This window comes from Microbulbifer maximicatervae (SeqCode) (assembly GCF_052467955.1).
The window spans coordinates 3,448,858-3,475,824 of record NZ_CP174329.1 but is presented as its reverse complement, the minus strand read 5'-3'; the positions used below and the strand labels follow the sequence as shown (position 1 = coordinate 3,475,824).

Annotated in this window: 29 protein-coding genes and 1 riboswitch; of the genes, 12 read left to right on the top strand and 17 right to left on the bottom strand. The window is 47.6% G+C overall.

Translation table 11 applies throughout. The annotated features are described in order from the left end of the window. The first annotated feature begins 62 nt into the window (after positions 1-62). Positions 63-1,529, top strand: a complete 1,467-nt coding sequence (locus ACJJI5_RS14965) for an alanine/glycine:cation symporter family protein (RefSeq protein WP_445354492.1) — start codon at positions 63-65, stop codon at positions 1,527-1,529. A 43-nt stretch (positions 1,530-1,572) separates the two neighbouring features. Here ACJJI5_RS14965 and ACJJI5_RS14960 read toward each other — a convergent pair whose 3' ends face one another. Both ACJJI5_RS14960 and ACJJI5_RS14955 read right to left on the bottom strand, forming a co-directional pair. After that, entirely contained in the window at positions 1,573-1,947 is a 375-nt protein-coding gene (locus tag ACJJI5_RS14960) for a SirB2 family protein (RefSeq protein ID WP_445354491.1), read from the bottom strand. A gap of 257 nt (positions 1,948-2,204) precedes the next feature. Next, complete coding sequence (locus ACJJI5_RS14955) at positions 2,205-3,077, bottom strand: M91 family zinc metallopeptidase (protein WP_413662402.1); 873 nt, start codon at positions 3,075-3,077, stop codon at positions 2,205-2,207. 840 nt (positions 3,078-3,917) lie between these two features. Between ACJJI5_RS14955 and ACJJI5_RS14950 the strand changes: the two genes are divergently transcribed. The 4 genes from ACJJI5_RS14950 to ACJJI5_RS14935 all read left to right on the top strand — a co-directional run bounded on the left by ACJJI5_RS14950 (position 3,918) and on the right by ACJJI5_RS14935 (position 7,965). Further along, entirely contained in the window at positions 3,918-4,406 is a 489-nt protein-coding gene (locus ACJJI5_RS14950; protein WP_445354490.1) for a hypothetical protein, read from the top strand. A 270-nt stretch (positions 4,407-4,676) separates the two neighbouring features. Further along, the gene (locus ACJJI5_RS14945; protein ID WP_445354489.1) at positions 4,677-5,672 is read left to right on the top strand and encodes a zinc-dependent alcohol dehydrogenase family protein; all 996 of its coding nucleotides are present in this window, start codon (positions 4,677-4,679) and stop codon (positions 5,670-5,672) included. A gap of 250 nt (positions 5,673-5,922) precedes the next feature. Beyond that, a complete protein-coding gene (locus tag ACJJI5_RS14940) occupies positions 5,923-6,879 on the top strand; it encodes an antibiotic biosynthesis monooxygenase (RefSeq protein WP_445354488.1) in 957 nt (318 codons plus the stop codon). Positions 6,880-7,017: 138 nt separating this feature from the next. After that, complete coding sequence (locus ACJJI5_RS14935) at positions 7,018-7,965, top strand: DUF5996 family protein (RefSeq protein WP_445354487.1); 948 nt, start codon at positions 7,018-7,020, stop codon at positions 7,963-7,965. A gap of 18 nt (positions 7,966-7,983) precedes the next feature. Here ACJJI5_RS14935 and ACJJI5_RS14930 read toward each other — a convergent pair whose 3' ends face one another. The 4 genes from ACJJI5_RS14930 to ACJJI5_RS14915 form a co-directional block, all read right to left on the bottom strand. Then, positions 7,984-8,463, bottom strand: a complete 480-nt coding sequence (locus ACJJI5_RS14930) for a low molecular weight protein-tyrosine-phosphatase (RefSeq protein ID WP_445354486.1) — start codon at positions 8,461-8,463, stop codon at positions 7,984-7,986. Positions 8,464-8,504: 41 nt separating this feature from the next. Beyond that, positions 8,505-9,131: a hypothetical protein gene (locus ACJJI5_RS14925; RefSeq protein ID WP_445354485.1), complete on the bottom strand. Its 627-nt coding sequence runs from the start codon at positions 9,129-9,131 to the stop codon at positions 8,505-8,507. Positions 9,132-9,257: 126 nt separating this feature from the next. Then, positions 9,258-9,926, bottom strand: a complete 669-nt coding sequence (locus tag ACJJI5_RS14920) for a class I SAM-dependent methyltransferase (RefSeq protein ID WP_445354484.1) — start codon at positions 9,924-9,926, stop codon at positions 9,258-9,260. Positions 9,927-10,138: 212 nt separating this feature from the next. Further along, the gene (locus ACJJI5_RS14915) at positions 10,139-11,050 is read right to left on the bottom strand and encodes a LysR family transcriptional regulator (RefSeq protein ID WP_445354483.1); all 912 of its coding nucleotides are present in this window, start codon (positions 11,048-11,050) and stop codon (positions 10,139-10,141) included. A 106-nt stretch (positions 11,051-11,156) separates the two neighbouring features. Here ACJJI5_RS14915 and ACJJI5_RS14910 point away from each other — a divergent pair, with 106 nt between their 5' ends. Further along, on the top strand, positions 11,157-11,456 hold the full coding sequence (locus tag ACJJI5_RS14910; RefSeq protein WP_444893546.1) for a GFA family protein: 300 nt from the start codon (positions 11,157-11,159) through the stop codon (positions 11,454-11,456). Positions 11,457-11,790: 334 nt separating this feature from the next. Here ACJJI5_RS14910 and ACJJI5_RS14905 read toward each other — a convergent pair whose 3' ends face one another. The 6 genes from ACJJI5_RS14905 to ACJJI5_RS14880 all read right to left on the bottom strand — a co-directional run bounded on the left by ACJJI5_RS14905 (position 11,791) and on the right by ACJJI5_RS14880 (position 17,027). Further along, positions 11,791-12,234, bottom strand: a complete 444-nt coding sequence (locus tag ACJJI5_RS14905) for a YtoQ family protein (RefSeq protein WP_444893547.1) — start codon at positions 12,232-12,234, stop codon at positions 11,791-11,793. A gap of 154 nt (positions 12,235-12,388) precedes the next feature. Further along, entirely contained in the window at positions 12,389-12,856 is a 468-nt protein-coding gene (locus ACJJI5_RS14900) for a nuclear transport factor 2 family protein (protein ID WP_445354482.1), read from the bottom strand. A 167-nt stretch (positions 12,857-13,023) separates the two neighbouring features. Beyond that, entirely contained in the window at positions 13,024-13,905 is an 882-nt protein-coding gene (locus ACJJI5_RS14895) for a phosphotransferase (protein ID WP_445354481.1), read from the bottom strand. Between the two features lie 12 nt (positions 13,906-13,917). Beyond that, a complete protein-coding gene (gene pnuC / locus ACJJI5_RS14890; RefSeq protein WP_444957989.1) occupies positions 13,918-14,568 on the bottom strand; it encodes a nicotinamide riboside transporter PnuC in 651 nt (216 codons plus the stop codon). Continuing rightward, complete coding sequence (locus tag ACJJI5_RS14885) at positions 14,561-14,824, bottom strand: hypothetical protein (RefSeq protein WP_282932390.1); 264 nt, start codon at positions 14,822-14,824, stop codon at positions 14,561-14,563. Before ACJJI5_RS14885 ends, pnuC begins: the two co-directional genes overlap by 8 nt. A gap of 61 nt (positions 14,825-14,885) precedes the next feature. Continuing rightward, positions 14,886-17,027 carry a TonB-dependent receptor gene (locus ACJJI5_RS14880; protein ID WP_445354480.1) on the bottom strand — a complete coding sequence of 714 codons (2,142 nt, stop codon included), beginning with the start codon at positions 17,025-17,027 and terminating at the stop codon, positions 14,886-14,888. Between the two features lie 55 nt (positions 17,028-17,082). Further along, a riboswitch (TPP riboswitch) is annotated at positions 17,083-17,198 on the bottom strand. 61 nt (positions 17,199-17,259) lie between these two features. On the opposite strand from ACJJI5_RS14880, the gene ACJJI5_RS14875 reads away from it, so the two are divergent. Then, positions 17,260-18,096, top strand: coding sequence for an SDR family NAD(P)-dependent oxidoreductase (locus ACJJI5_RS14875; RefSeq protein WP_445354479.1), 837 nt, complete (start codon positions 17,260-17,262; stop codon positions 18,094-18,096). 33 nt (positions 18,097-18,129) lie between these two features. Further along, positions 18,130-18,423, top strand: a complete 294-nt coding sequence (locus ACJJI5_RS14870) for a hypothetical protein (protein WP_413662386.1) — start codon at positions 18,130-18,132, stop codon at positions 18,421-18,423. Between the two features lie 80 nt (positions 18,424-18,503). Here ACJJI5_RS14870 and trmA read toward each other — a convergent pair whose 3' ends face one another. Continuing rightward, entirely contained in the window at positions 18,504-19,592 is a 1,089-nt protein-coding gene (gene trmA, locus ACJJI5_RS14865) for a tRNA (uridine(54)-C5)-methyltransferase TrmA (RefSeq protein ID WP_445354478.1), read from the bottom strand. Between the two features lie 53 nt (positions 19,593-19,645). Between trmA and ACJJI5_RS14860 the strand changes: the two genes are divergently transcribed. Then, positions 19,646-20,050 carry a secondary thiamine-phosphate synthase enzyme YjbQ gene (locus tag ACJJI5_RS14860; RefSeq protein WP_445354477.1) on the top strand — a complete coding sequence of 135 codons (405 nt, stop codon included), beginning with the start codon at positions 19,646-19,648 and terminating at the stop codon, positions 20,048-20,050. 27 nt (positions 20,051-20,077) lie between these two features. Here the strand turns inward: ACJJI5_RS14860 and ACJJI5_RS14855 are convergent, their stop codons facing one another. Both ACJJI5_RS14855 and ACJJI5_RS14850 read right to left on the bottom strand, forming a co-directional pair. Beyond that, entirely contained in the window at positions 20,078-21,103 is a 1,026-nt protein-coding gene (locus tag ACJJI5_RS14855) for a Gfo/Idh/MocA family protein (RefSeq protein WP_445354476.1), read from the bottom strand. A 246-nt stretch (positions 21,104-21,349) separates the two neighbouring features. Continuing rightward, the gene (locus tag ACJJI5_RS14850; protein WP_445354475.1) at positions 21,350-22,240 is read right to left on the bottom strand and encodes a LysR family transcriptional regulator; all 891 of its coding nucleotides are present in this window, start codon (positions 22,238-22,240) and stop codon (positions 21,350-21,352) included. A gap of 91 nt (positions 22,241-22,331) precedes the next feature. Between ACJJI5_RS14850 and ACJJI5_RS14845 the strand changes: the two genes are divergently transcribed. Both ACJJI5_RS14845 and dkgB read left to right on the top strand, forming a co-directional pair. After that, the gene (locus tag ACJJI5_RS14845) at positions 22,332-23,507 is read left to right on the top strand and encodes an MFS transporter (protein ID WP_445354474.1); all 1,176 of its coding nucleotides are present in this window, start codon (positions 22,332-22,334) and stop codon (positions 23,505-23,507) included. Positions 23,508-23,563: 56 nt separating this feature from the next. Continuing rightward, on the top strand, positions 23,564-24,367 hold the full coding sequence (gene dkgB, locus ACJJI5_RS14840) for a 2,5-didehydrogluconate reductase DkgB (protein ID WP_445354473.1): 804 nt from the start codon (positions 23,564-23,566) through the stop codon (positions 24,365-24,367). Positions 24,368-24,481: 114 nt separating this feature from the next. Here the strand turns inward: dkgB and ACJJI5_RS14835 are convergent, their stop codons facing one another. Both ACJJI5_RS14835 and ACJJI5_RS14830 read right to left on the bottom strand, forming a co-directional pair. Further along, positions 24,482-25,096, bottom strand: coding sequence for a glutathione S-transferase family protein (locus ACJJI5_RS14835; RefSeq protein ID WP_445354472.1), 615 nt, complete (start codon positions 25,094-25,096; stop codon positions 24,482-24,484). 30 nt (positions 25,097-25,126) lie between these two features. Continuing rightward, positions 25,127-26,188, bottom strand: a complete 1,062-nt coding sequence (locus ACJJI5_RS14830) for an NAD(P)H-dependent flavin oxidoreductase (protein WP_445354471.1) — start codon at positions 26,186-26,188, stop codon at positions 25,127-25,129. Between the two features lie 176 nt (positions 26,189-26,364). On the opposite strand from ACJJI5_RS14830, the gene ACJJI5_RS14825 reads away from it, so the two are divergent. Further along, complete coding sequence (locus tag ACJJI5_RS14825) at positions 26,365-26,709, top strand: winged helix-turn-helix transcriptional regulator (RefSeq protein WP_445354470.1); 345 nt, start codon at positions 26,365-26,367, stop codon at positions 26,707-26,709. The last annotated feature ends 258 nt before the right edge of the window (positions 26,710-26,967 follow it).

Genomic DNA, 26,967 nt, shown 5'->3' with positions numbered 1-26,967 from the left:
GCTAGTCTTAGAGCCAAATAACAGATTTGTTTAATAACGATAAGTTGTCCTGGGAGTGGTCAATGCAAGGGTTTCTGGATCATTTCACTACCCTAATCGAGTGGGCAAACCTGCTTGCCTGGGGTGGCGTCGGTGGCATCTGGTGGCTTGGAATCTTGATTTTAGGATTGCTGCCGGCGGGGCTCTACTTTTCTATTCGCACTCGCTTTATACAATTTCGTCACTTTGGTCATATGGTCAAAGTCATGATTCGTGGTATCCATAAGGAAAATGAAAATTCAGTAACCGCATTTCAGGCATTTGCCACTAGCGCAGCTGCGAGAATCGGCACCGGAAATATTGCTGGTGTGGCTGTGGCTATAACCGCTGGCGGGCCCGGAGCGGTGTTTTGGATGTGGCTGGTGGCCTTGCTGGGGATGGCTACCAGTTTGGTGGAGAATACTCTCGCGCAAACTTACAAAGAGCGCGGCGATGTTCCCGGGGCGTTTCGCGGCGGGCCTGCCTATTACATTGAAAAGGGGCTGGGACCACAGTGGAAATGGCTGTCCCTGACTTTTTCAGTTTTTCTCATGATTTGTTACGGATTTACCTTTAATGCTGTGCAGTCAAATACGATGGCTGCCGCATTGTATGGAGCTTGGGGTGTAAGCCCTTTATGGGTGGGTTTTTTTATTGCGCTCTTTGCCGGGGTTATTGTTTTTGGCGGTATTCGTTCAATTGCGCGTTTTGCCGGTATTGTTGTCCCTTTTATGGCAATTGGTTACTTGTTGGTAGCATTCTATGTGTTGGTCGCCAATATTGCTGAATTACCTGGGGTGCTGTTGGAAATTCTGGCAAATGCCTTCGGGTTTCAGGAGGCTGGGGCGGGGGCCTTTGGTGCGGCGGTGGCCAATGGAATCAAGCGGGGCCTGTTTTCCAATGAAGCTGGACTTGGCTCCTCGCCCAATGTCGCTGCTGCTGCAGATGTAAAACACCCAATGGTGCAGGGATACGTGCAAATGGCATCGGTATTTCTCGATACCATTATTATCTGCACTTCCACGGCAGCAATTATCTTGGTGGCAGATGTCTTTATGGTCGGTAATTTGGAAGGGGTTGAGTTGGTTCAAGACGCGCTGGCGAGCGAGGTGGGTACCTGGGGAAGCAGTTTTATTGCTACTGCATTGATGTTTTTTGCCTTTACATCAATTATCGGTAACTACTATTACGGCGAAACCAATATTTATTACCTCTACCATACCCGAACATCCATTTTATGTTATCGGCTATTGTTTTTAATGTTCGTACTTTTTGGGGCTTGGGTGGCAGATACGGGAAGTGCGGAAAACTTTGTCTTTCTTTGGCGTATGGCCGATGTCTCGATGGGTTTTATGGCATCGGCAAACCTTATAGCTATCTTACTTTTGTCTGGTGTGGCCTTTAAGGTAATGGCAGATTACGAGGGCCAGTTGTCTTCCGGGGTGCGTGAGCCGGTGTTCAATGGAAGTAAATTTAAAATAAAAGGCATTGAGCACGATGTTTGGGGTTGATACCAGTTTGAGGTTGATACCAAGAGTGCTCAATGCCATCCAGTTACAAGCTGGGCTTGTGCATAGCCAGATAAAAAATAGCGACTACTTGCAGGAAGGCAAGTACACAGGCAGTGATTCTAATTGGCTTGGAAAAGTTGGGGCGTAAAGCAAAGACGCCAGCAATAATGTAGCCAAATACCAGGGCTACTTTCGCAGCTAGCCAGGGCGATGTGCCCGGGTTCCAGCTGCCGAGAATTACCAGTCCGGCAGCCGCAGCTAACAGCAAAGTGTCGTTGAGGTGTGGCACCCAGCGCAGAGGGCCATTTCGCCAGCCCGTGTTGTGGCTGAACTCCAATCCCACTCTGATGGTAAACAGCAGGATACTGAGCGCTGCGGCGGTCATGTGGACGTGTTTTATAAGGGCATAATCAATCATGGTTATGATCTGGCTGTATGTTGACCAAGGTGTTCTGTGTACCTTCCAGACAAAGGGAAGGTGTGATTCTAGCCGCCAAAGCATAACGACATGCTGTGGTCGGATGCAATATGCAAAGCGGGGAAGGCAAGAAACCTACTGCTAGCGATATCTCATAAGTTAATACTGCTAGCAGTAGGTACACAGATCATATCTGTCAGTTTGCTTTGGTGGGCCGGCCTCAGGTTTTGGTGCTGGCGGGGCCCATATGCGCGAGATTAGTTCAGGTTTCTGATCTGGCCATACTTCATCCGTTGCGCTACGCCATGTTCAGCCCGAATCATATTTTCGTTAATGGCTAGCGGGTCAGTAGGTACATTACCGTCATCGTCACTGAGCCCGACAGTGGCGATCTCCTCACGCAATTCCATGGAGCCACCTACCCAAATCCAGCCGCTAGTTCTGGTTGAGATCAGGTTGTTGCGGTTTGGGATAGTTATATTGTTATAAACAATATTTAGACCGCCATTGGCAATGCGGGCCATCGTTAAGGGAGCATTTTGCTGGCGGAGCACTCTACCCATGGGAGCCTGGCGTTCATCGGCCAGGAAAGTGGAATTTGCACTGCCCGACAGGTATCGCCCGCGATTACAGCGGTCAGCGTGGACCAATTCATGGGCCAGGGTGATATAGCTTGGGCAATTCCCCATTGCCACGGTGCCGTTGTTGGCCAGGTTGGCGGTTTGCAGGGCTGTATTGTTCCACATTACAACGCCGCTGGAGCCGCTGCTCATCACTTTGGCCATAAAGCCTCTGTCCGGGCTTACTAGTGGGAGGTAGCTCTTAAAGCCGCTCCATACCTGATCCATCAGCCACTGGTCGGGACGAAATCCGAGAGCGTGGTGCTCAGTAATTCTGGTGTCGTGGCGGCTGGTAATTAGTCGGCGTAGCAGAGTGGTGCTGTTTGCCCTCAAGCCAGCTGCAGTCAAAATACCAACTCCCTCTGTAATTCGCAGCACATGTCGCCCCCCGGTTCGGTATCGCTCCTGTGTATAGGTAAGCGCGGTACCGACACCGCCGACAAGAGTATTCAGGGCAGCCCTTACTTGTGTGATAAACGTGATATTACTGGAGTCAATGCAGAGTCCCATTGTTATTCTCCTGTCCTGCTCGCAATACGAATTATCGTGGCTGAGAAAAGCTGTGACTTTTTGAAGTTTCTTAAATGGAAATTAATACGTAAGCAGCATAAAGCCAAAGGTATTAATCGATATGATTTTGATAATAGTGTTCTGTACTTGCTTAGAATTTTTGAACTGAAAAGTTCTCTTTGGTCAGGTTGTATATTTTGTAAGCGAGGCAGGATGAATTCCTGGAAAATTAAAATTTTTTTTGTAATTTTTTTGAAATACATCTTGTAACTATCTAAATGATTATTTTAGGGATGCCTCTACGACTCTACTCCCAACTGGTACGTTTTGCTATATATTTTATTTTCCATGATGATTATTTTAATAAATTTAAATAATTGTCCGTTGAGCAGTGTTGGAGAGCGCTATTTGGCAACTTACTACTGGGGTGGAAGGAAAGAATACACCGCACTCGAGACACGCTGTGAATACATCCCTGTAAGCTCCTAATCGGCATCCATGCCTCATAGGGTCCCAAGCGCGGTGTATTCTTTCCTTCTCCCTTTTTAGTATGTGCTTGCCTGCTTTTGGGTACTGCGAATTGCTAAGTTTGACTTGTATTGTGTGTTTTCTTGGTTCTGATTGGGTCTCAAGGGGTGTAGCTGTGACGTATTAAGGAAGGTATTTAGGGTGAGCTGTGGGATTAACCGTTAAATTAGCGCTGGTGTTAGTTGTTGTTGCGGTTTTGATATTGGTATATGCAACTGTTTCCTATAAAAATATAAATGGATAGCGGTTGAGTATCCTGTTGATGTTACAAAAAAGTGGAGGAGTGAATTTAACTTCCGATCGCAATTAAGTGTGCCATTCGAGCTGGAGTTGCAGACAGAAAGGGTGCTTGATTTTCGCGAGCAAAATTGTCGGTTGAGTATTCAATTTCTTGATAAGGAAAAGTATAAAGATCATTCTGAAACGTTGGCTATCGATTGGGCAATTTTAGAGGAGGGGGTTGAGGTTGCAGTGGGTAAGAGCGGTGATAAGGCCTCAGGATTTTGGGGGTCAACAATGGGAAAAACACTGCATGTATTCGAAACAATAAAGGGCAGGAATTATACCATTCTAGCTTCTGTGATAGAGCCTGACCCTGCACTTGCTGTTACGGACCCGGTGCTTAAGGTGGTAATTGATCGGATAGAACACAAAAGTGCCGTTATTTACTTCGGCCTGCTTAATTTAACTTCTTTTCTGCTTATTGTTATCGCTGCTGCAATTTGCTTCATTGGACTTACTACTGGGGTGGAAGGAAAGAATACACCGCACTCGAGACACGCTGTGAATACATCCCTGTAAGCTCCTAATCGGCATCCATGCCTCATAGGGTCCCAAGCGCGGTGTATTCTTCCCTTCTCCCTTTTTAGTATCTTCAAGTGGCTGACTTGAAATTGCTAGCTTGAACCACACATAAGTAGATCCAAATGGCGATTTGTAAATGGGTTTGATTTATCAGGAGGAATCTAAATGGCCCCACTGTTAATAAGCGTCAAACTCTAGTGTTCATGGTACATTTTGTACAGCGTGAAGGTCGTTGTTCATAATCAATCGAAAAAAGGATACGGCGATATGTTAAAGGCGGAATATCAAGAGCGCGGACCAGTGCCGCAGGATGTTATTGAGGCGGTGTCCTTTGATACCCCTGAACTTCAAGAGGGGCAGGTGTTGTTGGAGATGCTGGCAGCTCCAATTAACCCTTCAGATGTTCTGACCCTGACGGGCGATTATGGGATGTTGCCTCCTCTTCCTGCGGTTGGAGGCAATGAAGGTGTTGCTAAGGTCGTCAAACATGGACCTAATGTTACTGCGCCAGCCATTGGCCAGGTCGTTCTCCTGCCGATAGGAAGCGGCACCTGGGCCACACATATGGTGGCCAATGCCCAGGGGCTGATTCCGCTCCCGAATAATGTAGACCCCCTACAGCTTTCCATGATAACGATTAATCCGCCAACAGCTTACTTGCTGTTGAGCGAATTTGTAGATCTCAAGGAGGGGGATTGGGTTATTCAGAATGCCGCAAATTCCGGTGTGGGGTCTTATCTGACAACCCTGGCCAAGTTGCGGGGCCTGAAAGTGATCAATGTTGTCCGCCGTGAGTCTTTGATTGAGCCGATGAAGGCCGCAGGCGCTGATGTGGTTCTCGTGGATGGTGAGCACCTGGGTAAGCGAGTGGCTGAGGCTACTGGTGGTGCTGAGATCAAGCTAGGCATTGATGCTGTTGGTGGAATGGCAACTGCTCGCATGGGCGAAGCTCTGTCAAATGGCGCAACCTTAGTGAATTATGGCGCACTTAGCGGGGAACCCTGCGTTATCGCTCCGGGAATGATCATCTTTAAAGATATCACCGTGCGCGGGTTCTGGCTGGCCAAGTGGTTTGGCTCGGCATCCCCAGAGCGGCAACAGGAAGTTTTTGGCACTATCACAAAGCTTGTAGCGGAAGGTAAGTTATCTGCACCAGTTCATGGCACATACCCTCTGTCTGAAATCAAAGAGGCGGTACGAATAGCTGCGGCAGGCGGGCGTGACGGCAAAGTACTGGTTGTAAGTGAAAGCCTGACTGGCTGATTGCTCGCGTATTTATTTTTCTAGCGGAAGTGTCACCCAAATAGGCGGCACTTCTGCAGACCGCTCCTTCATTCGTACGGAGCGTTACTTCCCAAATGCTACCCTTGATGTCAGTCCTGACATTTCGTCTAAGTTTGTTTGTTGCGATAGTTTTCAGTAAAAGCATTCATTCGCAAAAATGAACACAAATACATTCTGCTTGCATAATACTTTGATCTCTAGTTCATCCGCCGGAGGCTGCTGCCAGATAATGGAAGAGGGTTCCAGTGCTTGTCTTGTATTGTCTCAGGAGGTGCCAAAGTACCTGGGGGATGAGTATCGATCATGGCATCAGAAGCTGGTGGATGTTGCGCTAGATTGTGATGGGCTGCTCGAAGTGAATTTGTTAGAGCCCGTTTCTAATATCCAAAATGAGTGGGTTCAAATATTTCAATTTGATACGGTTGCTCACCTTGAAACGTTTCTTGGAAATAATTTACTTAAAAATCTAATTGCTTTTTTAGAGAAGAAATTCTCGGTTGAAGTAGTATCTCAAGTTATCGCTGGTGCAGATCAACTAACAGTGCCCGTAACGATTGTGATATCCAAAAAAGTGAAGCCTGAATTTTTTCGTGAATATATGCAGTGGCAGAAAGAAATTGATAAAGCACTTAAAAAATATCCAGGCTTCTTGGGTGCTGGTCTAACTAAGCCAATAAAGGGGGTTCAAGAGGAGTGGGTTGCAATATTTCGATTTGACTCCAATAAGCATTTAGACAACTGGCTTAATTCAGATGAACATAAGCGATTGGTAAAACGTGGTGAAGGATTTTTTGAAGATGTAAAAATAAAGCGGATAGGGCATGGCTTTGAGGATTGGTTTTCTCGGGCTCGTGGCCGAGCTCAAGACACCGCGCCCTCGCAGTGGAAAATGGCCATGCTCATTTTATTGATGTTATATCCGATAGTTATGGTTATTACGATGTGGTTATTACCTTTGGTAGAGAGTTGGCCCTTTGCGACGACTAACTTCTTTATCAACTTATTAATTGTTGCGTCGCTTACTTGGGTGGCGATGCCGCTGATCACTAGAGCTTTTAATATTTGGTTATCTGACAAGTCAGGAAAGCTAACAAAAATCAACACTATCGGAACCCTTATCATTATTGTTCTCTATGGGGTCTCGATAATGCTTGTTGCTTGGCTGTCGAGTCTGAATTTTAAGTAGTCTTTCATGATGATCAAAAGAGAGCTGTTTATCTGTTTTTAGTTTTTTTCGGACGGGGTATTTTTAGTGGTCTAAGCTTGGCGGTTAACAGAAGGCACTAGGTATCGAGCGAGTCAAAGGATAGATGGAGCACGTATAGTGAGCAACTTAAAGAATCGGTCTGAGAGTAAAGACTGGCCAGAGTTACCCTACGCTGAGTCGGTAAATACGATTGCCACCCTGCATATGTGGATGCAGGTTATTGGCAAGATTCGCCTGGTACAAACCCCTTGGATCAATCACTCCTGGCATGTTCCTTTGTATATTACCGCCAGAGGGCTGGAGACATCCCTTATCCCTTATGGAGGACGGTCGTTTTCTATTGGCTTTGATTTCTATCATCACGTACTGAAGCTATTGACCACTGAGGGGGGAGAATGGGTATTACCCTTGGAGTCCCGCACAGTTTCTGATTTCTACTGGGAAGTGATGGCTGCACTCAAGCAGCTAGGTATACCGGTTGAGATTAACACTATGCCATCCGAAGTGGCGGATGCGATACCCTTTGAGAGGGATCAGGATAACTACGAGTATGATCCTGAATATGCTCAACAACTATGGCAGGCGTTGGTGCAAATTCATCGGGTTTTCACTGAGTTTCGCAGTCGCTTTATTGGCAAGTGCAGCCCAATTCATTTTTTTTGGGGAAGTTTTGATTTAGCACTTACCCGTTTTTCTGGCAGGGAGGCGCCTCCGCACCCTGGAGGCGTTCCACACTTTCCCGATTGGGTGGCCAGGGAAGCCTACTCCCATGAAGTTAGCAGTGCCGGTTTTTGGCCTGGTGGCGGTGGTGTAGATGGTGCTTGCTTCTATTCATATACTTACCCAGAGCCCCAAGGATTTCCCGAAGCAAGGGTCGCGCCCGCCTCAGCTTACTATTCCAAAGATCTGGGTGAGTTCTTGCTGCCCTATGATGCGGTGAGAGCTTCACGCTCCCCTGATGAGGCGCTGTTTGATTTTTTGCAGAGTACTTATGAAGCCGCAGCCGATAAGGGAATGTGGGATAGGTCTGCCTTGGAGGAAAGTTTCCCCCCACAAGCCCGGTAGAATTTGTGGGGGCTTTGCTTATTCTCTGCTTTTAAGCTGCTCGATAAATGCATCAGATGCTTGTTCTATAAGCTGGAGAATATGTTGAAACCCTTCAATACCACCATAGTAAGGATCGGGCACTTCAGCTAAATCACTATCTTGCAACACTGATAAAAATAACCCTAGTTGGGCGCCTGATGAATCAGGCTGTAAGGATTGCAGTGCTTCCAGGTTATCTTTGTCCATCGCAAAGATGTGATCATATTTTGTAAAGTCGGTGGTGGCTACCTGGCGAGCGTAGCTATTTTCAAATGAATAGCCATTTTCTTCACCAATAGCCAAAGTTCGCGGATCTGGTCGCTTACCCGCGTGGTAGCTGATAATACCCGCAGAGTCGACGGAAACAGGAATACCCGCCTGCTGTGCCTTGGTGCGGAAAACAGCTTCGGCTAAGGGAGAGCGACAAATATTACCAAGGCAGACAAATAATATCGAGAGATCTGAAGTGGCTGTCAAAATAGCTCCAAGATATTTCGGGTACATTAAAGAGGCGCATTTTAATCAAAATATCGAATGTTTACACTTTGGCTATCAGGGGTAATAGAAAGCACAGCTTTAGTCTCAATATAAAAGGGCTGATTTTCATTTGAAAAATAGTTGGGGTTAAGCTGCTTTTGTGTGAAAGAGACTGTATTTTCTGTTACCCAGTCAGCTTGCTCTGGCCCCCAGTTTTCAGGCTTTAGCTCATATAGTAAGTTCAAAGTATTTTCAGATAAGCGGTAAACTTGTAAGGCATTTTCATTAAAACCGGCGTCCAGGTCTTGTTCGGCAACAAAAAGGTAGCCGCCTTGTGGAGACAGCAAAGGGTAGCCGGCAAGAGAATATTCATGGCCGTTTCTCAGGTCGAGCAAAATATAGGAATGTGCTTCCCAGAGCTGTTGATGAATCAGTAGCAGGTTATCAGTTATTTGCTCAATTGCAGAGTAGGCTATATGTTCTACGGGATTATTAGCGGGAAGGATGTCTGTGTACGTCAGTGATTTTCCGCTATTCAGGGCAATAGTCAGGTGCCCTGGTTGCGTCCGCTGGATATGGTTGACCTGATCACTCAATCCACTTTCGATTGACCGTGCACAGTTTAGAGAATTGTGAATATCAATGCATTCAAATTTATCTTCAAACACACTGAAATGCAGGCCCAGGCAATAAGTGGGAGCTACTGCTAAAGCTGACAAGGTAATGAATATCAGTGGACTTCTCAGCCCCAACTTAAACGAGAATTTCATCCTCATAAGTACCCTTGAGATATTCTAGCCAGTGATTTTGTGCTGCGCACTGAATAGTGCTACACACCCGCGAACTTCTATTTTGTACTCTTTAAATCGACTGGCAAGGAATGTATCGAGGTCCTCTTCACAATCCTGAGTATTAGAAAATATCCCTTTCTTATTGTAGATAGCCATTAATTTCTTGGCAGCTCCACTTTTCGGTACGCCTTCAGACAGGATGGTGGAACCAAATACAGTGCCTGATTCCGATAGCAGGGTTGCGACATTGTCTAGCGCAACCAATTTTTCTGACAGCTTGCCGGGGAGGCAGTGAAATAGGTAATTTAAGGAAATTGAATCAAAAACTTCAGTCTCTAAAGTAATTTTATCCAGGACATTGCAGCGGAACTGTGTTGGATTATACCGGGCCACTCTTTGCGCTGAGATATCCAAGCTGTTTTGGTTCAGATCCATCAGGGCGAGTCGGACTGTGTCAGAGGGGAAATGGCACCTGTCCATAAAGTAGCCCGTTCCGACACCTACATCCAAGTGGTTGGAGGATATATTTCGATTGAAGTGCTCTAGTATTCCAGGAGTTGGGCACTTCCAAATAAAGCGGTTTGATATGCCCAGAACCCACATATCATAAAGCCAAAGTACGGGTTTGGAATAGACAGCTTGGCCTTGTTCGACCTCTTTAGTGATTGTCACTTCAATCTCCAATGTATGACTGTTGTGCGGCTTTACCAATAAAGGAGAGGGGATGTATCTACAGTGTATTTCGAGAGTATTGTTCTCACTCTCTTCAGCCCCAGCAGCAAGCCGCTTATTATTGTTCTATGGTACCACCTAATGTGGTGCTAAACAGCTGAGTGTTTCACAGAGGATCTCTAATCGCTGCAGAGTTCTTTAGTGGCACATTCTCACTCATCAAACAGGCTAAAGTCATACTCCTGCAAGCGCTCTTGTGCAAAGTTCAAAAACACGTCAATTTTCTTTGAATCTTTTCGCTTTACTTTATAGATAGCACCTACAGTTTTATCTTTTCGCTCCAAGTCAGGGAGTACCTCTACCAGTCGCCCCTTTTTGATATCCCGTTGGCAAAAATAGGAGGGGAGCTTGGCAATGCCATTCCCGTTTAATGCTGCTGCTCGGGTATGGAAGGTTTTATTGGAGATTAAATTTCCATTGAATTGGTAGAACTTCCCATCAATTGACCAGCCATCTTCCAGGCCGTCAAGGCGGGTTAGCATGATGTTGTGTTGGCTGAGCTCGGCAATGGATTTGGGGCAGCCGTGTTCTTGCAGATAGGTCGGCGCGGCAATAAAAATAGGGCGGATACTAAATAGGGGCTGGGCGTAAAACTGGCAATCGGGCAGGGTTTCCCAGACGCGAAAAGCAATGTCGATATCGTCCTCGATTAAATCCAGGTGATAGGGGCTGAAAATAAGCTCCAAGCTGAAATCGGGGAATGCTTTCTGGAAATCATTGCAGATATGACTGAATACTTTTAAGCCGAGGGTTTCCGGAAAAGTGATTTTTAATTTTCCTCGGGTGAGCGTTGCCGCCTCTGCAATCTGGTCTTCCAGCTCGGTGAATGAGCTGATTATTTTTTGCCCTTTCTGGTAAGCAATCCTTCCGGCGTCTGTGACAGCGATTGCCCGGGTGGTGCGATTGAGTAATACCTGGCCAAGGGCCTGTTCAAGTTGGGCGAGAGTCTTGCTTACGGTGGGCGTAGACAGGCCCAAGTGCTTGGCAGCTTTGCTTAAGGAACCGTGATCAACAACACTGCAAAAAACGTTGATCAAGTGGTATTTGTCGTACTCTCTGCGCACAGACTGTTTCCTTAAAGCTAAAAGATCTTTTCAATATATCCCCTTTGTTAAATTAAAGTAAATAGTAAACTGCTTCCCCATACTAATCGACCAGGGAGATAGGGCTATGAATCCGTTAACTTGTCATTGTGGAGCGATTCATTTCAACAAGCTTATAGATGCCCTGTTTGTACCAGCGGGCCAAAGGGGGCACGCTGATACTGAAGTCGCTATCCATATCAGCGATCCTGAAAAGTCACTGCGCAAATACCACTTTAAAGAGGGGGCTTTACGGGAGAAGGCATTCTGCAAGCACTGCGGTGCGGAAATCTATGCGATCAATCGTAGCGGCGAGCTAGTGCACAACCCATCAGCAGAGGCAGCCTCTCGGCCGAACTATGCCGGTGTCCTTAATTACGGCTTTTAACTAGGGAGCCTCCGAATAACTCAGTGATACCTCTGGCATGCAGAGCGTTTCACAATCAAGGCGCGGCTTCGCAGGAATGTCTAGACCTTTCAAGAAGTCGTAACGCGGAGTGTGAATCGCTCTGCAAGCCCCGAAGGGCGGGCCTTGAAGGCCACAGCTGCTGCGTTGCAGCTCTTGCAAAGGGCTACGGCCATTCGCGGCGAGCTGCGCCTAACATCTGTAGCCTTCAAGGCCCGCAGAGGCATTACGGAGTTATTCGGAGGCTCCCTAGCGGCACCTATTGATTGTGCAGTTTTGTCAGTAGATGCCTGCTGGCCTGCTATCCAGAGGCTCCTCAGGCCTGAGTGGTTAAGTACTTCAGGATATCGACAACCTGTGCGGGGGTCTGTGCCCAGGCCTGGGCGGCACCGTCCACTTCCTTGAGTGCGTGCACCAAGGATTCATCGTGAAGTGTGATATAGGACTTGCCTAAGGCTGCACAAAAGCCGGCATCAAATGCGGCGTTCCATTGTTTGTATTTCTCGCCAAATCGAATCACCGCCAAATCACAGTTTTCAATCAGGTGCTTGATTCGGATTGCGTTAACTTTGGCTGATTTGTGATCCCGCCAGAAAGCGTTCTGCTCCTCACCCAGGCCATCACCAGCGGCATCGCTGGCGTCGTGGTTGGTGACTGCGGAAGAGAAGGAGATATCCAGCCCTTCTTTTTGGCAACCTTCGATAATTTGCGCACGCCAATCGGAGTGGATTTCGCCGGAGAGGTAAACTTTAAGCTTCATTGAGTGGCCCTGTAGAACTGGAGACTAATATGTGATTTAGAGTCACATACTAGCACTTGGAAGCTTTGAAATCCGGTAGTTGTTCTAGTTGGGAGGGACCTGAGAGATCAAATGGACACAGGCCCTGTGCGGGCAGGGCCTGTAAGGCATTTTATTAGAGGACTTGCTGCTCAAACTGGACGTCTTTGGGGAATTTCTCTGCGGGCAGGCGAGTTGAGTGCAATTGGGCTACTAGCCACTTGCCATCAATTTTCTCAACAATGGCGCTTTCCAACCACACTGCTTCTTTATTGCCATCCTCGGATTTAAAAATGGACTTGGTCCAGTAGTTGATGGTCAGCAGGTTCTCACGCTCTTCAAAATTGATAATGCTGAAGTAGTTGATTCTTTCCAGCTTTGAGGGCTTGGGCTTCATTACGGCGATAAGGTCTTCAATATCCCAGACTTCACCGTGCTCAAGGAGTATAAAATCGTCGCTGACGCCGTCTCGCATAGCCTGGTGGTCCAGGTTTGAAAGCGCAGCAAACAGCCCATCTATCGTTTTAAAACCCTCGGGTTTCTCTACCGCTTGTGCGTTGATAGCGATAAAGGTAAGTAGTATTGCAAAAAATGATCTGATCACAGGAGTACCTCTGTGGTTATTTTTTAGGGGTGTGAAAAAGGGGGGTATTTTAGCCGAGTCGGTCCCTAGTTGAATTACTTCGGTAGCAACCTCGAAAGCAACTTGGATTGCGCCGTAGTGACTGAAAGTCGCTTCTTGGGGATTGGGCCTATTCTAGCAGGGATTACTCAGCTGAGGCTGTGAGCCGATAGGCCTTTCAATAACTGTTGGGCTTTTTTCCCGATATATCTCCCTTGCTCCGGGGACCTTTGGGTTTGGTTACTCCATTGTACCCCGTGCCAGAGAATACAAAGGTAACCGTAGATCAGCTGCCATAACTCCAAGCGTTGATTGTCTTCAGGTGACACAGTGCGATTAAGATAGCACTCCAGTAAACTATTTTGCTCTCGCTGATTCAAGTTGTGTTCCTCTACCAAAACAGCGAGGTCATAGAATTTATCCCCCATTGCCGCGTACTCCCAGTCGATAGCGTATAGCTTGTCAGAGGGAGCCCAGATCAGGTTGCCGCCGGTTAGATCGTTGTGACACAGGCAAATTTCGTCGCCCATCCGATAAGCAGCATCAATTAATTGCGGAAGTTTCTCTTGCAGTGTGTCGAGCAAGTGGAAATAACTGGCTCGCTTATCGATAAACTGCCTGTAACTAGAGATTTTCTCACCGATGTTTAATTGGGCATCAATTGCAGGGGAATCGTGTATACGGCGCAGCAGATCGGCAAGTTTTTCCAAACTGTGGGCGACATTTTTATCCCAGGGAGTGCCTTCAATATAGCGGGTCAGCAAATATCGGTAATGCGGGTCACAGTAAACCAAAGGGGCACAACTGTCGGAATATGTGGCAGCTTGCAGCGCCTGCTGTTCAGCAGCCCTGTCGAGATTGAGCTGATCGCTGATGCTGGAGTTTATCCGCAGCACCATCCGCTGATCGGCGGACTCAACCAGAAAGGCGTTATTGGTCAGCCCCCCAGCCAGGGCCCTGACCACCGTGGGCCGGGCCTTGCTCCAGTGATGCCAATCGTTGGGGATGATGTTGCTCAAGTCCTGGCTCATATCAGTTGGTCACTATGCCGCTGCCATTGTTTGAGGAGCGCTATCGGGTTGTTGTTTCTCTTTTCGGAAAATGGCCAACCACTGGAAATAGCCAATCACAACCAGCACCAGGTACAGCATAAACAATACGGCAGTAAGGTAGAGTTCTCTGTCCAGGTAGAGATAGATTGAAGCACCGTCTACGACAATCCAGTAAAGCCAGTTCTCCAGTACCTTCCGGGTGACCATATAGGTGGTGACGATTGCCCCCAGAGTCGTGAATGAATCCAGGTAGGGGAGGGCGGCACTGGTGTTGCGATCCAGCAGGTAGCCGATCAGTAAAGTCAGTATCAGGGTAGCGCCAATAACTATTGAGTGGGTTTTTCCGCTCCAGCGATGGATTTTTAAATCGTCTTGCCGGTTGCGGTGATTTCGCCATTGCCACCAGCCATAAACCGCCATCAGCAGATAGAAAACCTGTAGTGCAGACTCCATTAACAGGCTGACATCCCAAAACAGAAACAGGTAGATCGCCGTACTGATAAAGGCAGCATACCAGCAGCTGATTTTCTCCCTCATGGCCAGGAGTAAATAAGCCAGAGCCAGTATTACAGCGGCTACCTCCCAGAGGGACATGGCCGCAATCGAAGCGCTGATTGCGGTGCTGATATCCTGGTCAAACATGCGCTTCTCCCGGGGCCAGGTCGCCGTCAATAAACTTGCATACAAAAATGGCGCGGCCAAACTGTTCGTAGGATTTGCGCATTTCCAACTTGAGCACATCCATCAGCAGATCGTAATCGCCAAACACCTGAGTACTCATTGTATTGGTGATTACCTTGAGTTCTGGGTGGCTGTTTAACTGTGCGATAAACGCTTGAATAGCCGGGATGTACTCGTCCTTTAACGGATACATACTGATTTCGACAGAGAGCTGCATAATTCCCCTCTTGATAGAGAGTTTTGGAGCAGCGAAGCGCTGCCCCAAAGTCACTGAGTGATTAGAAGGTGTAGGTGCCTGTTACCCCGGCAATCCGGGGCTCACCATACTGATAGTAGGGCTCGGGTGCGTAGCCATTAGCAGGGTTATTGCCACCCTGGTTGCTGAAGTAGAACCCACGCACATAGTAATCTTCGTCAGTCAGGTTTCTTCCCCACAGGGAAACATCCCAGTTATCTCCCTGGTAGGTCAGGCGAGCATTAACCAGCTCGTAGGCTGTGGATTTTTCGTCGTGGCTATTTGAGAAGTAGAATTCGTCTTTGCCCTCAAGCTCCAATCGCAAGATCAGGTTTGGAAGCAGATCGATTTCTGTACCGGTAAAGAACTGGTAGTTGGGGGCGTGAGCGATATCGCGGCCATCCAGATCGACAGCGGCCAAACTGACCTCGGCGCTGTCATCGCGGGCATCGACATGGGAGCTGCTCTCGTAGCCTTCGAATTCGGCATTCAACCAGCCGGCTGAAGCGAAAAAGCGTAGGGTATCGGTAGCTTGATAGTTCAATTCTACTTCGAGACCCACTGTATTTCCGCCAGCAGCATTGGCAAGGTAGTCACTAAATGATTTTTCTTCAGAGTCAAAAATAGAAACCTTGGCCTGAACGTCATCTCGATCCTGGTAGAAAGCCGCAACCTGAGCTTGCAAACGATTCTCCAGCCAGCTGCCTTTAACACCTAATTCATAGTTGAGCATATGTTCGGTATCGAACTCGAACATGTCACTGTTGATCTCAGGGTTGATTGTTGATTCTGAGATGATTCTGCCGTTTACACCGCCGGCTTTGTAGCCCCGGGAAACTGTAGCGTAGAGCAGGGTGTTGTCGGTGTAATGGTATTGCAGGGAGATATTGCCGCCCCACAGGTTTTCTCCATTATCTGCATCGATGTTATAGGAATCTGAGTAATCGGCCTCGCGTCTTTCCAGTCTCAGACCGGTAATCAAGTTGATCGTTGGGGTGATTTCCGTAGAGAGCTGGCCGTAGATGGCAGAGTTTTCAGTATCAAAAGTGCTGCGGAAGCTCTGGTTGCGATTCAGGTCCTCGCGCTCCGTGCGGCCATAAAGGCCCACAACCCAGTGGCTGCGATCCCAGAATAACTTGGACTTTTCGGTAGAGAGTGCGCGAAGGTCAATGCTGATATTGTCTTTATCGCGCTGGTAATTATCCGTGGAACTGTATTCCCAGGAGTGAAAGCCGACATAGCTCCAATCCTCATCGTAGCCATATTCTGTATCTGAATCGGCGAGGCTGAGAGTGCCTTCTAGGGTAAAGTTCTCGTTGCCAGACCATTGAGCAGTCAATGCGCCGGCAAATGTTTCCTGGCGATCCCAGCCGGGCTGATCAGATTGGGTTTCGCGAGTGTTATAGAGTGAGAAAGCATCGTAGCCGTTATCAACGTCGATATAGAAGAGGGTAACGCCCAGCTTTAAATCGTCGGACGGGGAGTAGGCCAGCTTACCGCGCAGTACAGACTCATCAATATTGCTGGTGTCATCTCGGTTGAGATACACATTCTCGGTATAGCCGTCGGATTTGCGTTTGCTGGCAGCCAGTCGATAGCCAAGAGCATCGCTCAAAGAACCACTGGTAGCTGCGGACAGACTCTGTCCATTGTACTCACTCAGCTCGGCGGACACCTTGGTGGTCGACTCACTGGTGGGCGCTGCACTGGTCATGTTGATCAGGCCGGCCAGGGCATTAGCGCCGTACACTGTGCCCTGTGGGCCCCGCAGGATTTCCACTTGATCGATATCCAGGGTGCTGGCTGCGAGCCCCAGGCCAGTAAAGTCGATACCGTCGATGATCAGGCCAACTGAGGGGTTTACCGGATCGATAAACTGGCTGCGCTCACCAATTCCGCGAATCTGTACAAATCGTCCCCTGGAAGCGCCAGAGGAAAAGTTCACATTGGGCGCCATGTTCAAAAGCTGGTCCAGATTGGCCGCGCCTCGCGCATCGATCGCGCTTTCATCCAGCACGGTAACACTGGAAGGAAGCTCCAAAAGGTTGGTTTCCCGTAGCTGTGCCGTAACCACCACTTCCTCAAGCCCGGTTTCTGCGGTATCAGCGGTGGCGATACCGGCGAACAGGCTGCTGGCAAGGCTGACAGACCAGGCAATAGGGTGGGTGGGAAACTGTTTTTTCATGGTTCTCTCTCGAATAACGGCAGTGAAAGAGACCCGGAGTGCGACGTGGGGAGGTTTTGCTTTGTCTACCTATTCCTACGCCGGTATTAACCGGATCAGGTTCAAGGGTTTGTCGCGACAGACCAATTTGATCCCCGGACATCTCAGGCAAGGCCACCCCTTAGGTTTTGCGGGCGCGATGATAGCAGAAACTGGGGTATAAAGTGGTAAAAGCAAGGAAGGGAAAGCGCTTATGGATCAAGTATCTTACTTTAGTGGCAAGACGGCACTGATTATCGGTGGTGCTTCTGGAATCGGTGCGGCCTTAGCCTGTCGACTGGCAGCACTTGGGGCTCAAGTCATTATCGCGGATATCCAGCGGGACCTGGCTACACAGGTTGTCAGCCAAATACAGGAGTCCGGTGGGAGAGCATCGTTTGTTCACTTGGATGTTCGTAATTTTGATCAATTTTTTCAGGTCATTAGTGAAATATCTCCGTTAGATTTCCTTTTTAACAATGCTGGTATAGGGGTGGGTGGATATTTTTCCGATCATAATCTTGAAGATTGGAAAGCGGCGATTGATATCAATTTGTTTGGCGTTATTCATGGGCTCCAATGTGGTTTCCAGGCCATGAAGCGCCAGGGCTCTGGCCATATTATCAATACTGCCTCAATGGCGGCTTTAGTTCCGTCGCCAGCAATGGCCGCCTACTCAGCCTCCAAGAGTGCTGTGGTGGCAATATCAAAGGCTATTCGCCCTGAAGCTGAGTCCTGCGGTGTTCGAGTGAGTGTTTTGTGCCCCGGGGCAGTATCAACGCCGATTTTGCAGGGAGGTGGCGTCAGTGGGCGGATGCCAACCCCCATTCCACTTCAACAGCAGGCAGAGATGTTCGAGCCTCTGGGGCCAATATCTGCTGATGCTTTTGCAGAAAAGGCTTTGTTTCAAATTGCAAAGAACAAAGAAATCATTGTTGTGCCAGCAAAACTTAAGTTGCTGTGGTGGCTGGAAAGATTATTTCCTTCTTTGCTGTGTCGCCTTTCCTTTAAGCAGATGGAGAAAATACTTCAGCCTTTGGGACTAAAATAATTGTATCTTTGGAAAGGCGGAGTAAATTGGGAAATGATGATTTCCTGTGACCACTGTGGTGAAGTTTGGGAGTTTGCTGATAAGGCCCTGCCGAACATTCAAAAAATTACGCGGAATTTTTCTGAGGGGCGTATTAGCGTAAGTTTGATAAAAGCGCTGAGCGGTGAACTTAAATTGCCTATGCTCTACAGCAAAAAATTGGCTGTTCATATAACGGTAAGATCTGGGCACTGCTTTTACTGCCAGGAGCCCCTGGGCATAGAAGAAGCGTTTATAAAACACTGTCAGGGCTGTGGTGCCTTGAATTTGGATCGCAGATTCGCTTAATGGGGAGCAGCTTATTTAGAAGCTCCCAGCGCGCCGAAATAACAGCACGCCGGGGTGGGGTAGAGGAATAACGGAAGCGATTACTTCTTCACCAACAATAAACCTGTTTCAGTATGGTCGGTATAGGGGAACTGATCGAAGAGCGCGAAGCGCTCGATGCGATGGGTTTTGGTCAGCGACTCCAGGTTTTCCAATTGGGTTTCCGGATTGCAGGATATATACAGGATTCTCGGGAAGCGGGCGACCATCGCACAGGTGTCTTCATCCAAACCCGCTCGGGGGGGATCAACCAGGACGGTGGAGAAGTCGTAGCTATCCAGATCTATATCCTTAAGGCGGCGAAAGGGGCGTACCTTATCGATGGCCTGGGTAAACTCTTCACTGGATAGGCGTACGATATCCAGATTGGTGATATGGTTGTTGGCGATATTCTCCTGGGCCGAATTTACCGATACCTTGGAGATTTCAGTGGCCAGGACCTTGCGGAATTTCTCGCTGAGCGGGATGGTGAAATTGCCATTGCCACAGTAGAGCTCCAGCAGATCGCTATCACTGTCTCCGCAGGCACTTCTCGCCCACTGGATCATGGAACGACAGATCTCTCCATTGGGTTGGGTAAAGCTGCCTTCTACCTGTTTGTACTGGTAAGTTTTCCCATCGATATCCAGTTTTTCGGTAACGAAGTCACGTTCCAAAACCACTTTTTGCTTGCGTGAGCGCCCCAAAATCGGGAATCCCAGCTGTGCCTGGAGTGCTTTGGCTTCCTGCTCCCAGGTCTCATCCAGTTTCTTGTGGTAGATCAGCGTAATCAGCGCATCACCATTCAGCGTGGTAAGAAACTCGGCGGAGAACAGGCGTTTGCGTAGGACTTCGCTATTATTGACAGCAGCCAGCACCTTCGGCATCAACTGGTTCATCAGCTCAGAGCCGACGGTAAACTCATCGATGATAAAGGGCTTCTTGTACTCACCCTGGCGGTACATGGCGTAATTGGCTACACCTCCCTCATGCCACACCTTGAATTCGGCGCGCAGACGGTAGTGAATGGGCGGGGAGGGGAAAAGTTCCGGCTCCAGGTCAGTGAACTTGCTGTAAGCCTCTTGCAGGCGCTCGGCCTTGTTTTGAAGCTGTTGTGGGTAGTCGTCAGTATTAACGCGGTACAGTGCCATATTACAATGCGGTGTCAGTACAAAAAGCGGGCGCGAATTATATAGGAAACCGTATGGCAATAGGTGAGATAAAAATTCCGGTTCATGGGCAGGGGCTTCACGAGTTTACCGGCAGTGTAGTTGATTGGGTCAGTAAACAGGCTCCCGATGAGGGGTTGTGTACACTTTTTATACAGCACACCTCTGCAAGCTTGCTAATCCAGGAGAATGCTGACCCCAGTGCGCGCCGTGACCTTGAGAATTGGCTCAATCGACTGGTGCCGGAAAATGACTCGCTTTATACCCATACCCTTGAAGGGCCAGATGATATGCCGGCCCATATCAAATGCAGCCTTACTGCGACCAGCTTGTCCATTCCAGTGCAAAAGGGGCGCTTGATGCTGGGGACCTGGCAGGGGATCTACCTTTGGGAGCACCGTCATCACCACGGGGCTCGGCACGTTATCCTCCATATCTGATTCAATACCGCGCGCTGGTGGCGATAGCTAGACAGCTACGCCAACTGCCAGGCAGTACTGGTCGATTAATGACTGGGTTGCGCGGGCCCTCTCTATAGCCTGGATACGATCAACTTGATTATCTGGGGTTGTTAAGTGGCAGAAGTCTTCGATCATCTGTACCGCCTGCGATCGTTCTATTGGCACTTGCTGGTGCTCGAACTCGTCTGGGGATGCCTCCCCCCGGCGAATCACAAATTCTGGCGTATATTCAGGGTTGTAAAAGACTGCGCTGTCTCTCCAGTCGAGCACAAAGTTATCCAGTTGGATCAGGCCGTTTTCACCCAGAATATCCAGGTCCATTTGCCAAACGCCTGAGTCATAGCCGAAGTCAAAAGTTGAAGTCTGTCCGCTGGCAAATTCAATCAGGCCCGCACCGCTAATAATGGTCCCTGTTTGCGAGTCCCGCTTTATCGCTCCAGAAATTGTCTTTATTGCTCCTGTAGGGCGCATATATTCGACGATTGCACGCATGTTGTACCAGCCGATATCCCCGATTGCGCCAGTGGGTTCTTTTTGTGAATTGAAGCGAATATTGTCGCGGTCCATCATTGGGATAAAAAAGGCGCTGCGAACTCTATTAACTTGGCCCAGATATTTTTTTTCCCACTGAATAATTCTGGCCGTGCGAGGGTGATGGGTGAAATGTGTGGCATCCATAAATGCCAACCCTTCAGACTGAGCCCGAGCGGCAATTTTGTCGACCGAGGCAGTATTGAGAAAAGGTTTTTCGCAGAGAAGATGCTTATGGTTGGCCAGTGCCGCGAAGCAGATTTCCTCGCGGCTGGTGGTGGGGCTAGCCACGTAAATGGCATCCGAATCTTCCGCCTCTACCAGTGACCTCCAATCCGGGTAGACATTGGGTATCCCGTGTTCGCGAGCGAACTCTTTGGCTCCTGTGTGCCGCCTGCTGGCGACGGAGGAAAGGCTTGCGCTGTCAGCCTGGCTGATGGCTCGGGCGGTAAAGTCAGCAATTTTTCCTGTGCCAACAACTCCGAAACGTATGCTCGCCATTGAAGGGTGCCTTGAGGTGGATTGAGAGATGGCAGGGATCAGTTTAGTAGAGAATAGAATAAGCAAAAATTGTTTAGCTGGTTTTGTGTTTGGTTCTCAAATTTGGCCTTGCTTTTAAGGATAATGGTTTCAGTGTTTTATAAAATAAAGTGAAGCAGGCTGATTTTTCAGGATATTTAAAAGCGCATGATTAGGTCTTTTGCCGTTGTGACTTGAATGTACTGGTGTTGCATTTTCATTGATTTCCTATGCAAGAGTTAAGCGCGGTTCAATAAAGTCTAAGAAAGCACGAATACGAGAAGATAGGGCTGTGTTGCGATAGAAAACGGCGTTGACGAGTTCCCGCTGGTTCTGCTTGGACACACTCCCAGGTAGTATTTCTACTAGCTTCTTTGTTTTTAAATCTTTCTTAATCATGAAATGCGATAATAATGCCAGGCCTTCCCCTTGCAGGCACATTTGGCGAATTAGCTCTCCGTTGCTACTACTGATATTCGGTTTTACGTCAATGCCTTTTCCGATAGGCCAACTATTAAGATGTGTGGATTGAGTAAAGCCGATGACCCTGTGGTTGGTTAATTCATTAATATGGTTAGGGGAGCCGTAGCGCTCTAGATATTGCCGGCTGGCAACAATGGATAAAGGGCTTCGCCCTAAAAAACGCGCATGCAAGTTGGAGTCTTTTAAGGGGCCAATTCGAATCGCAACGTCGGTTCGACGCTTAATGAGATCAATAATGCTCTCATTGCTGACAAGCTCTAACTCTATGTGTGGATAGGCTCGTTGAAATTCAGGTAGTAGTGGCACTAATTGGTGAATCATAAACGGCGTCACCGCATCCACTCGCAGCCGCCCTGACGGCTGCTCCTTCAGTTCTTTCAGCGTGTCTTCCGCTTGGCTTAAACATTGCAGCCCTTGCCTCACCCTGTCGCTGAAGAGGCGCCCCTCCTCTGTTAGCTCCAGTTTGCGTGTGGTCCGATTTAGCAGGGTGCAGTCTAGTTCTGATTCCAGGCGGCTCAAGGCCCTGGATACCCGTGCAACCTGAATATCCAGTGCGCGCGCGGCTGCAGACAAGCTGCCAGAGTCAATGGTTGCCAGGAAAATTTCTAGATCTTCGGTACGCGAGATTATTGCCATATTTGCAAAGGTGGTTTGATAGTGTTGCGGTTTTTAATAAAATTATCAGCCCGCATACTCCGGCGCAACCTTATTGCTCCGGGAGAAGAGTATGCCTATTGCATTGTTGGCACTCACGCTGAGTGCCTTTGCGATCGGGACCACCGAATTTGTGATAGTAGGATTGGTGCCCATCATTGCTCAAGATTTGAGTGTTTCATTGCCGTCAGCTGGATTGCTGGTCAGCTTGTACGCTGTTGGAGTCGCCGTGGGTGCGCCGGTGTTAACGGCCTTAACCGGCCGTTGGCCGCGGAAGCATGTGCTGTTGGCCCTGATGTCGCTGTTCGTGGTAGGGAATCTTTTGGCATGGATGGCGCCTAGTTATAGCTCGCTGATTACGGCGCGTATTTTGACGGGCCTCGCCCATGGTGTTTTCTTTTCAATTGGCTCGACTATCGCCACAGGGCTGGTGAGTAAAGACAAAGAAGCTAGTGCCATCGCCGTTATGTTTACCGGGCTGACGGTTGCACTTGTGACCGGTGTACCTTTGGGTACATGGATTGGCCAGCATTTTGGCTGGCAAGCAACCTTCATTGCTGTAGCGGGTTTGGGGGTGCTTGCATTAATTGGTAGTGCGCTGTTGGTGCCCAATAATCTCAAGCAGTCACCGCCAGCACGGCTATCTCAGCAGCTCAGTGTGTTAACCCAACCAAGATTGCTTTTAGTGTACGCAATGACTGCCGTTGGCTATGGCGGTACTTTTACCGTATTCACATTTTTAGCTCCAATCTTAGAGCAGGTTTCTGGATTTGAGACCGGTGCTATCGGATTAATAATGCTGGTATATGGCTTTTCCGTAGCGGTCGGTAATATTTGGGGTGGCAAACTTGCAGATAACTTAGGGCCTATTCGGGCGCTATCCATTATATTTTCCGCACTCGCTTTTATCTTGTTTATTTTTACATTCACTGCAGCCAATCCCATCACGTCGGTATTGACAATTCTAATTTGGGGCGCGTTTGCATTTGGCAATGTCCCAGGGCTGCAAGTTTATGTTGTGCAGCTCGCCCAAAAATATACGCCACATGCAGTGGATGTAGCATCAGGGCTCAATATTGCAGCTTTTAACATTGGCATTGCACTAGGTTCACTCTTGGGTGGCCTCATTATTGAGGATATGTCACTCATGGATACATCTTGGGTCGGAGGCTCAATCGTGATTTTGGCACTGATGCTTACCCGACTATCTGGGTCACTGGATAAATATAGTCATTTAAAAATGGCGTAAGCCAATTTATTAAATATGAAAGACAATCTGTTAAATATCATTAAGAGAGAAGTACTATGAGTGAATTACCAAATTTGGGAATGGGTACCTTCCGCTTAGAAGGTGATGTCGCAATCGAATCAGTTAAACAGGCACTTGAAGCGGGATACCGCCATATTGATACCGCACAAATCTATGGCAATGAGTCTGAGGTTGGAATCGCCATTGAGCAAAGTGGAGTACCCCGCGAAGAACTATTTATTACTACAAAAGTGTGGCTGGATAATTTAACGCAAGACGCATTCATAAGCAGCGTAGAAGATAGCCTTAACAAATTAAGGGTTGAATCGGTCGATCTATTGTTAATTCACTGGCCAGAAAAAGATGGGAGGGTCTCCATGGAAACCTATCTTAAGTTATTAGCCCAGTGTCAACAAAAAGGGCTTACCAAGCACATCGGTGTCTCAAACTTCACAATCAAACAGCTTGACAACGCTATTGATATTCTGGGTGAAGGCAAGATCTACACCAATCAAATTGAAGTACACCCGTACTTGCAAAATACTGCGGTTATTGAGCATTGCAAAAAGAGAGGTATTACGGTAACGGGTTATATGCCGTTAGCGGTGGGAAAAGTTATGTCTGATGATGTGCTATTAAAAATTGCAGAGCGCTACAACGCAACCCCAGCTCAAATTGCCATTGCGTGGCAATTGAAACAAGGGCTTGTAACTATACCTTCCTCAACAAAACGCAAGAATCTGGATGCAAACTTGGAAGCACTTAAGATCATGTTAACAGATGAAGATATGCGGAAAATTAGTGCTTTAGAGGCTGGTGAACGTATCGCCAACCCGGAGTTTGCTCCTTACTGGGACTAAACAATAGCAGGCTTAAAATAACCTGTTTTTATAAACTCTCAAGGGGGGAGGTTGGCGCTATCCAAAACTGGTGCCTTCCCCCATATTTTTACGACGTATAAGACTTATATTCGGTTACGTTTTGAACAGCCCGAATTCAATGCCTTCATCTTCGAGTGCGCTTACAAAGTCAGGGTTTCGGGATACCTTTCTTATCATTCGAGTCACATTTGGACCAAGATCAATACGTACGTCAAAAAATGTTCCCCAATTTGCATAGATACATAGCAGAAAGTCGATAATTGTCATACGATCACCGCTAACATAAAGGCTTGTCTCTAGTTGCTTGTCAACAGATTTCCATAAAGTGTTTATTGCTTTTGTCGCGGCATCAAAGGCATCCTCCTGTGTCTTACCTTCAAAATTCTGTGCGGCAAAAAACAAACGATTATAGGCTGGATGCATCGTTGCGTAGTTGAACATCAATTTCTGTAGAAATATATTTTTTTCCTCTAGGTCAGTGGGAAGCATATCATTTTTATGTTTTTCTAAAAGGTAGAGAGCAATTGCAGCCCCTTCGCGTATAAGTCTTTTCTCAGTTTCAAGCACTGGTACTGTACCCAGCGAATTTATCTCCTCATAATTATCGACACTATTTTTCGGTATCACTTTGAAATCCTGCTTAAGGATTTTTAGCAATATATGAATTCCGGTAGAGCAAGAACCTGGCATGCTGTATAACTTGTACATAGAATATATTTCCTGGCTTCTAATGGTGTATTAATTCATTTCAGTCGTGATGGCTTCTATCAAGTCAAGTGCCTTTTTATGCTTCAAGAGAGGCGCTCCCTGTCCGGCATAGAGTGATGCATAGTGTTGGTTTTCTTGTTCATTTGCTGCCTTTTTAAAGGTGGAGGTAAAGAAACTCTGGATCGGAAATGGCAATGGTAATTCTTTTGACTGCTCAATGGAGTTAATGAATTCATTGGGTATAAAGCGTGCTAGCCGCCCCGTAAAAGCACGGCTTAGAACGGTTTTATAGGAAGCCTCACTGAAGAGTACTTCGCGATGCATAGTGCTTGTGCCTGATTCTTCGCAAGCTAAAAATGCGGTGCCGATTTGAACACCTTGAGCTCCCAGTGCTAGAGCGGCTTTTACTCCTCTTGCATCAACAATGCCTCCAGCAGAGATAACAGGAACATTTACTCGGTCAACAATCTGAGGGATTAGTGCAAGACCGCCGTAAAGTGAATCTTCAGGTTTACCCATGAATGACACGCGATGTCCGCCCGCTTCCAGACCAGTCGCTAGAATGATGTCTACACCTGCATTTTCCATGGCTAGTGCTTCATCTAGTGTCGTTACAGCGCCAATAGTAGTGATTCCCTTTTTCCTGCATTGCTCCAATATGTCCATACCAGGAATGCCATAAACGAAGCTAAATACCGGTGGCGCTGCCTCAATGAGGGCCTCAACCTGCTCTTCATAATATTCGGTGTATTTATCTGGAAATTCAGGCGGCTCTATATTTAGAGCATCATAATATGGTTTGAAGTAACCGATACATTCATTAAATGCTTCACGTTGCATGCCTAAGCCACCTTTATCGTGGTCTGATACCCAAAGGTTGATTGCAAACGGCTTGTCTGTCTCTTTGCGTATGTTGCTAATTAATTCGTGAATGCCCGATGGCGAAAGAATATGAGCACCGAATGATCCCATGCCTCCAGCATTTGAGACTGCGGAAAGAAGTCTGATAGTTGACAACCCTCCACCAAATGGGCCTTGAATAATGGGGTATTTGATACCTAGTTTTTTTGTTAATTCACTCTGGTTCCACATGAATCTTCTCAGCTCTTTTGGTGGTCACCCTTCGGGGTGGCCTTCCGTTGATTGTTCCAATAGATTCACTCTAGTTTTCAATAGTTACCAATGTATATCAACTGCCGTTTAGTTACATGGTGTATTTATGGGTTACTAGCTGGTAAGCTCGTTACCAAATAGAAAGTGGAAGAAAGATGTTAAAGCAACGCAAGAATCATGTGCCGCCCCCACCAGAAGAGTGCCCTATCAATGAATGTTTAAGCATCATTGGGGGGGCTTGGACACCCAATATCATTTGGTATCTCAGCGAGCAACCAAGACGTTTCAGCGAGCTCAAGAATGATATCCACGGGATCTCACCAAAGGTGTTGACAGATCGGCTTAAGAAACTTGAGTCCAGGGGAGTGGTTCATCGAGAAGTAATGTCCACATCTCCTCCATCGGTTGAGTATTCTTTGACTGAGTTAGGTGGAGAGCTAAAACCGGCTATTGAAGCTATTGTTGATGTAGGCAGAAGGCTGAAGGATGTTAAGGCGTAATAGCATCCATATCCGCTAAAAGAGTTCCTCACTCAATCGTAAGGATGTTTATCGAATTGCATCGCAATATCACCTGCTCGAACCTTAATCCACTCGTGCAGATGTACGTTATTTTTCCCGGATACACTATCCCGGCCGCAAAGGAATGCTTGTAGTACACAATGAGATACACAGTGGTAATAAGGTGTTGCATCGAGATAGATCTGGATGCTTCATGGCAGGGCCATAGATTGTGTACGCTTCAAGTGGATGAATATC

Coding starts and splice junctions, on each gene's coding strand:
- ACJJI5_RS14965 (WP_445354492.1), top strand. CDS start 63: ATGCAAGGGTTTCTGGATCATTTCACTACCCTAATCGAGTGGGCAAAC.
- ACJJI5_RS14960 (WP_445354491.1), bottom strand. CDS start 1,947: ATGATTGATTATGCCCTTATAAAACACGTCCACATGACCGCCGCAGCG.
- ACJJI5_RS14955 (WP_413662402.1), bottom strand. CDS start 3,077: ATGGGACTCTGCATTGACTCCAGTAATATCACGTTTATCACACAAGTA.
- ACJJI5_RS14945 (WP_445354489.1), top strand. CDS start 4,677: ATGTTAAAGGCGGAATATCAAGAGCGCGGACCAGTGCCGCAGGATGTT.
- ACJJI5_RS14940 (WP_445354488.1), top strand. CDS start 5,923: ATGGAAGAGGGTTCCAGTGCTTGTCTTGTATTGTCTCAGGAGGTGCCA.
- ACJJI5_RS14910 (WP_444893546.1), top strand. CDS start 11,157: ATGAATCCGTTAACTTGTCATTGTGGAGCGATTCATTTCAACAAGCTT.
- ACJJI5_RS14905 (WP_444893547.1), bottom strand. CDS start 12,234: ATGAAGCTTAAAGTTTACCTCTCCGGCGAAATCCACTCCGATTGGCGT.
- ACJJI5_RS14895 (WP_445354481.1), bottom strand. CDS start 13,905: ATGAGCCAGGACTTGAGCAACATCATCCCCAACGATTGGCATCACTGG.
- pnuC (WP_444957989.1), bottom strand. CDS start 14,568: ATGTTTGACCAGGATATCAGCACCGCAATCAGCGCTTCGATTGCGGCC.
- ACJJI5_RS14885 (WP_282932390.1), bottom strand. CDS start 14,824: ATGCAGCTCTCTGTCGAAATCAGTATGTATCCGTTAAAGGACGAGTAC.
- ACJJI5_RS14880 (WP_445354480.1), bottom strand. CDS start 17,027: ATGAAAAAACAGTTTCCCACCCACCCTATTGCCTGGTCTGTCAGCCTT.
- ACJJI5_RS14875 (WP_445354479.1), top strand. CDS start 17,260: ATGGATCAAGTATCTTACTTTAGTGGCAAGACGGCACTGATTATCGGT.
- ACJJI5_RS14870 (WP_413662386.1), top strand. CDS start 18,130: ATGATGATTTCCTGTGACCACTGTGGTGAAGTTTGGGAGTTTGCTGAT.
- trmA (WP_445354478.1), bottom strand. CDS start 19,592: ATGGCACTGTACCGCGTTAATACTGACGACTACCCACAACAGCTTCAA.
- ACJJI5_RS14860 (WP_445354477.1), top strand. CDS start 19,646: ATGGCAATAGGTGAGATAAAAATTCCGGTTCATGGGCAGGGGCTTCAC.
- ACJJI5_RS14855 (WP_445354476.1), bottom strand. CDS start 21,103: ATGGCGAGCATACGTTTCGGAGTTGTTGGCACAGGAAAAATTGCTGAC.
- ACJJI5_RS14850 (WP_445354475.1), bottom strand. CDS start 22,240: ATGGCAATAATCTCGCGTACCGAAGATCTAGAAATTTTCCTGGCAACC.
- ACJJI5_RS14845 (WP_445354474.1), top strand. CDS start 22,332: ATGCCTATTGCATTGTTGGCACTCACGCTGAGTGCCTTTGCGATCGGG.
- dkgB (WP_445354473.1), top strand. CDS start 23,564: ATGAGTGAATTACCAAATTTGGGAATGGGTACCTTCCGCTTAGAAGGT.
- ACJJI5_RS14835 (WP_445354472.1), bottom strand. CDS start 25,096: ATGTACAAGTTATACAGCATGCCAGGTTCTTGCTCTACCGGAATTCAT.
- ACJJI5_RS14830 (WP_445354471.1), bottom strand. CDS start 26,188: ATGTGGAACCAGAGTGAATTAACAAAAAAACTAGGTATCAAATACCCC.
- ACJJI5_RS14825 (WP_445354470.1), top strand. CDS start 26,365: ATGTTAAAGCAACGCAAGAATCATGTGCCGCCCCCACCAGAAGAGTGC.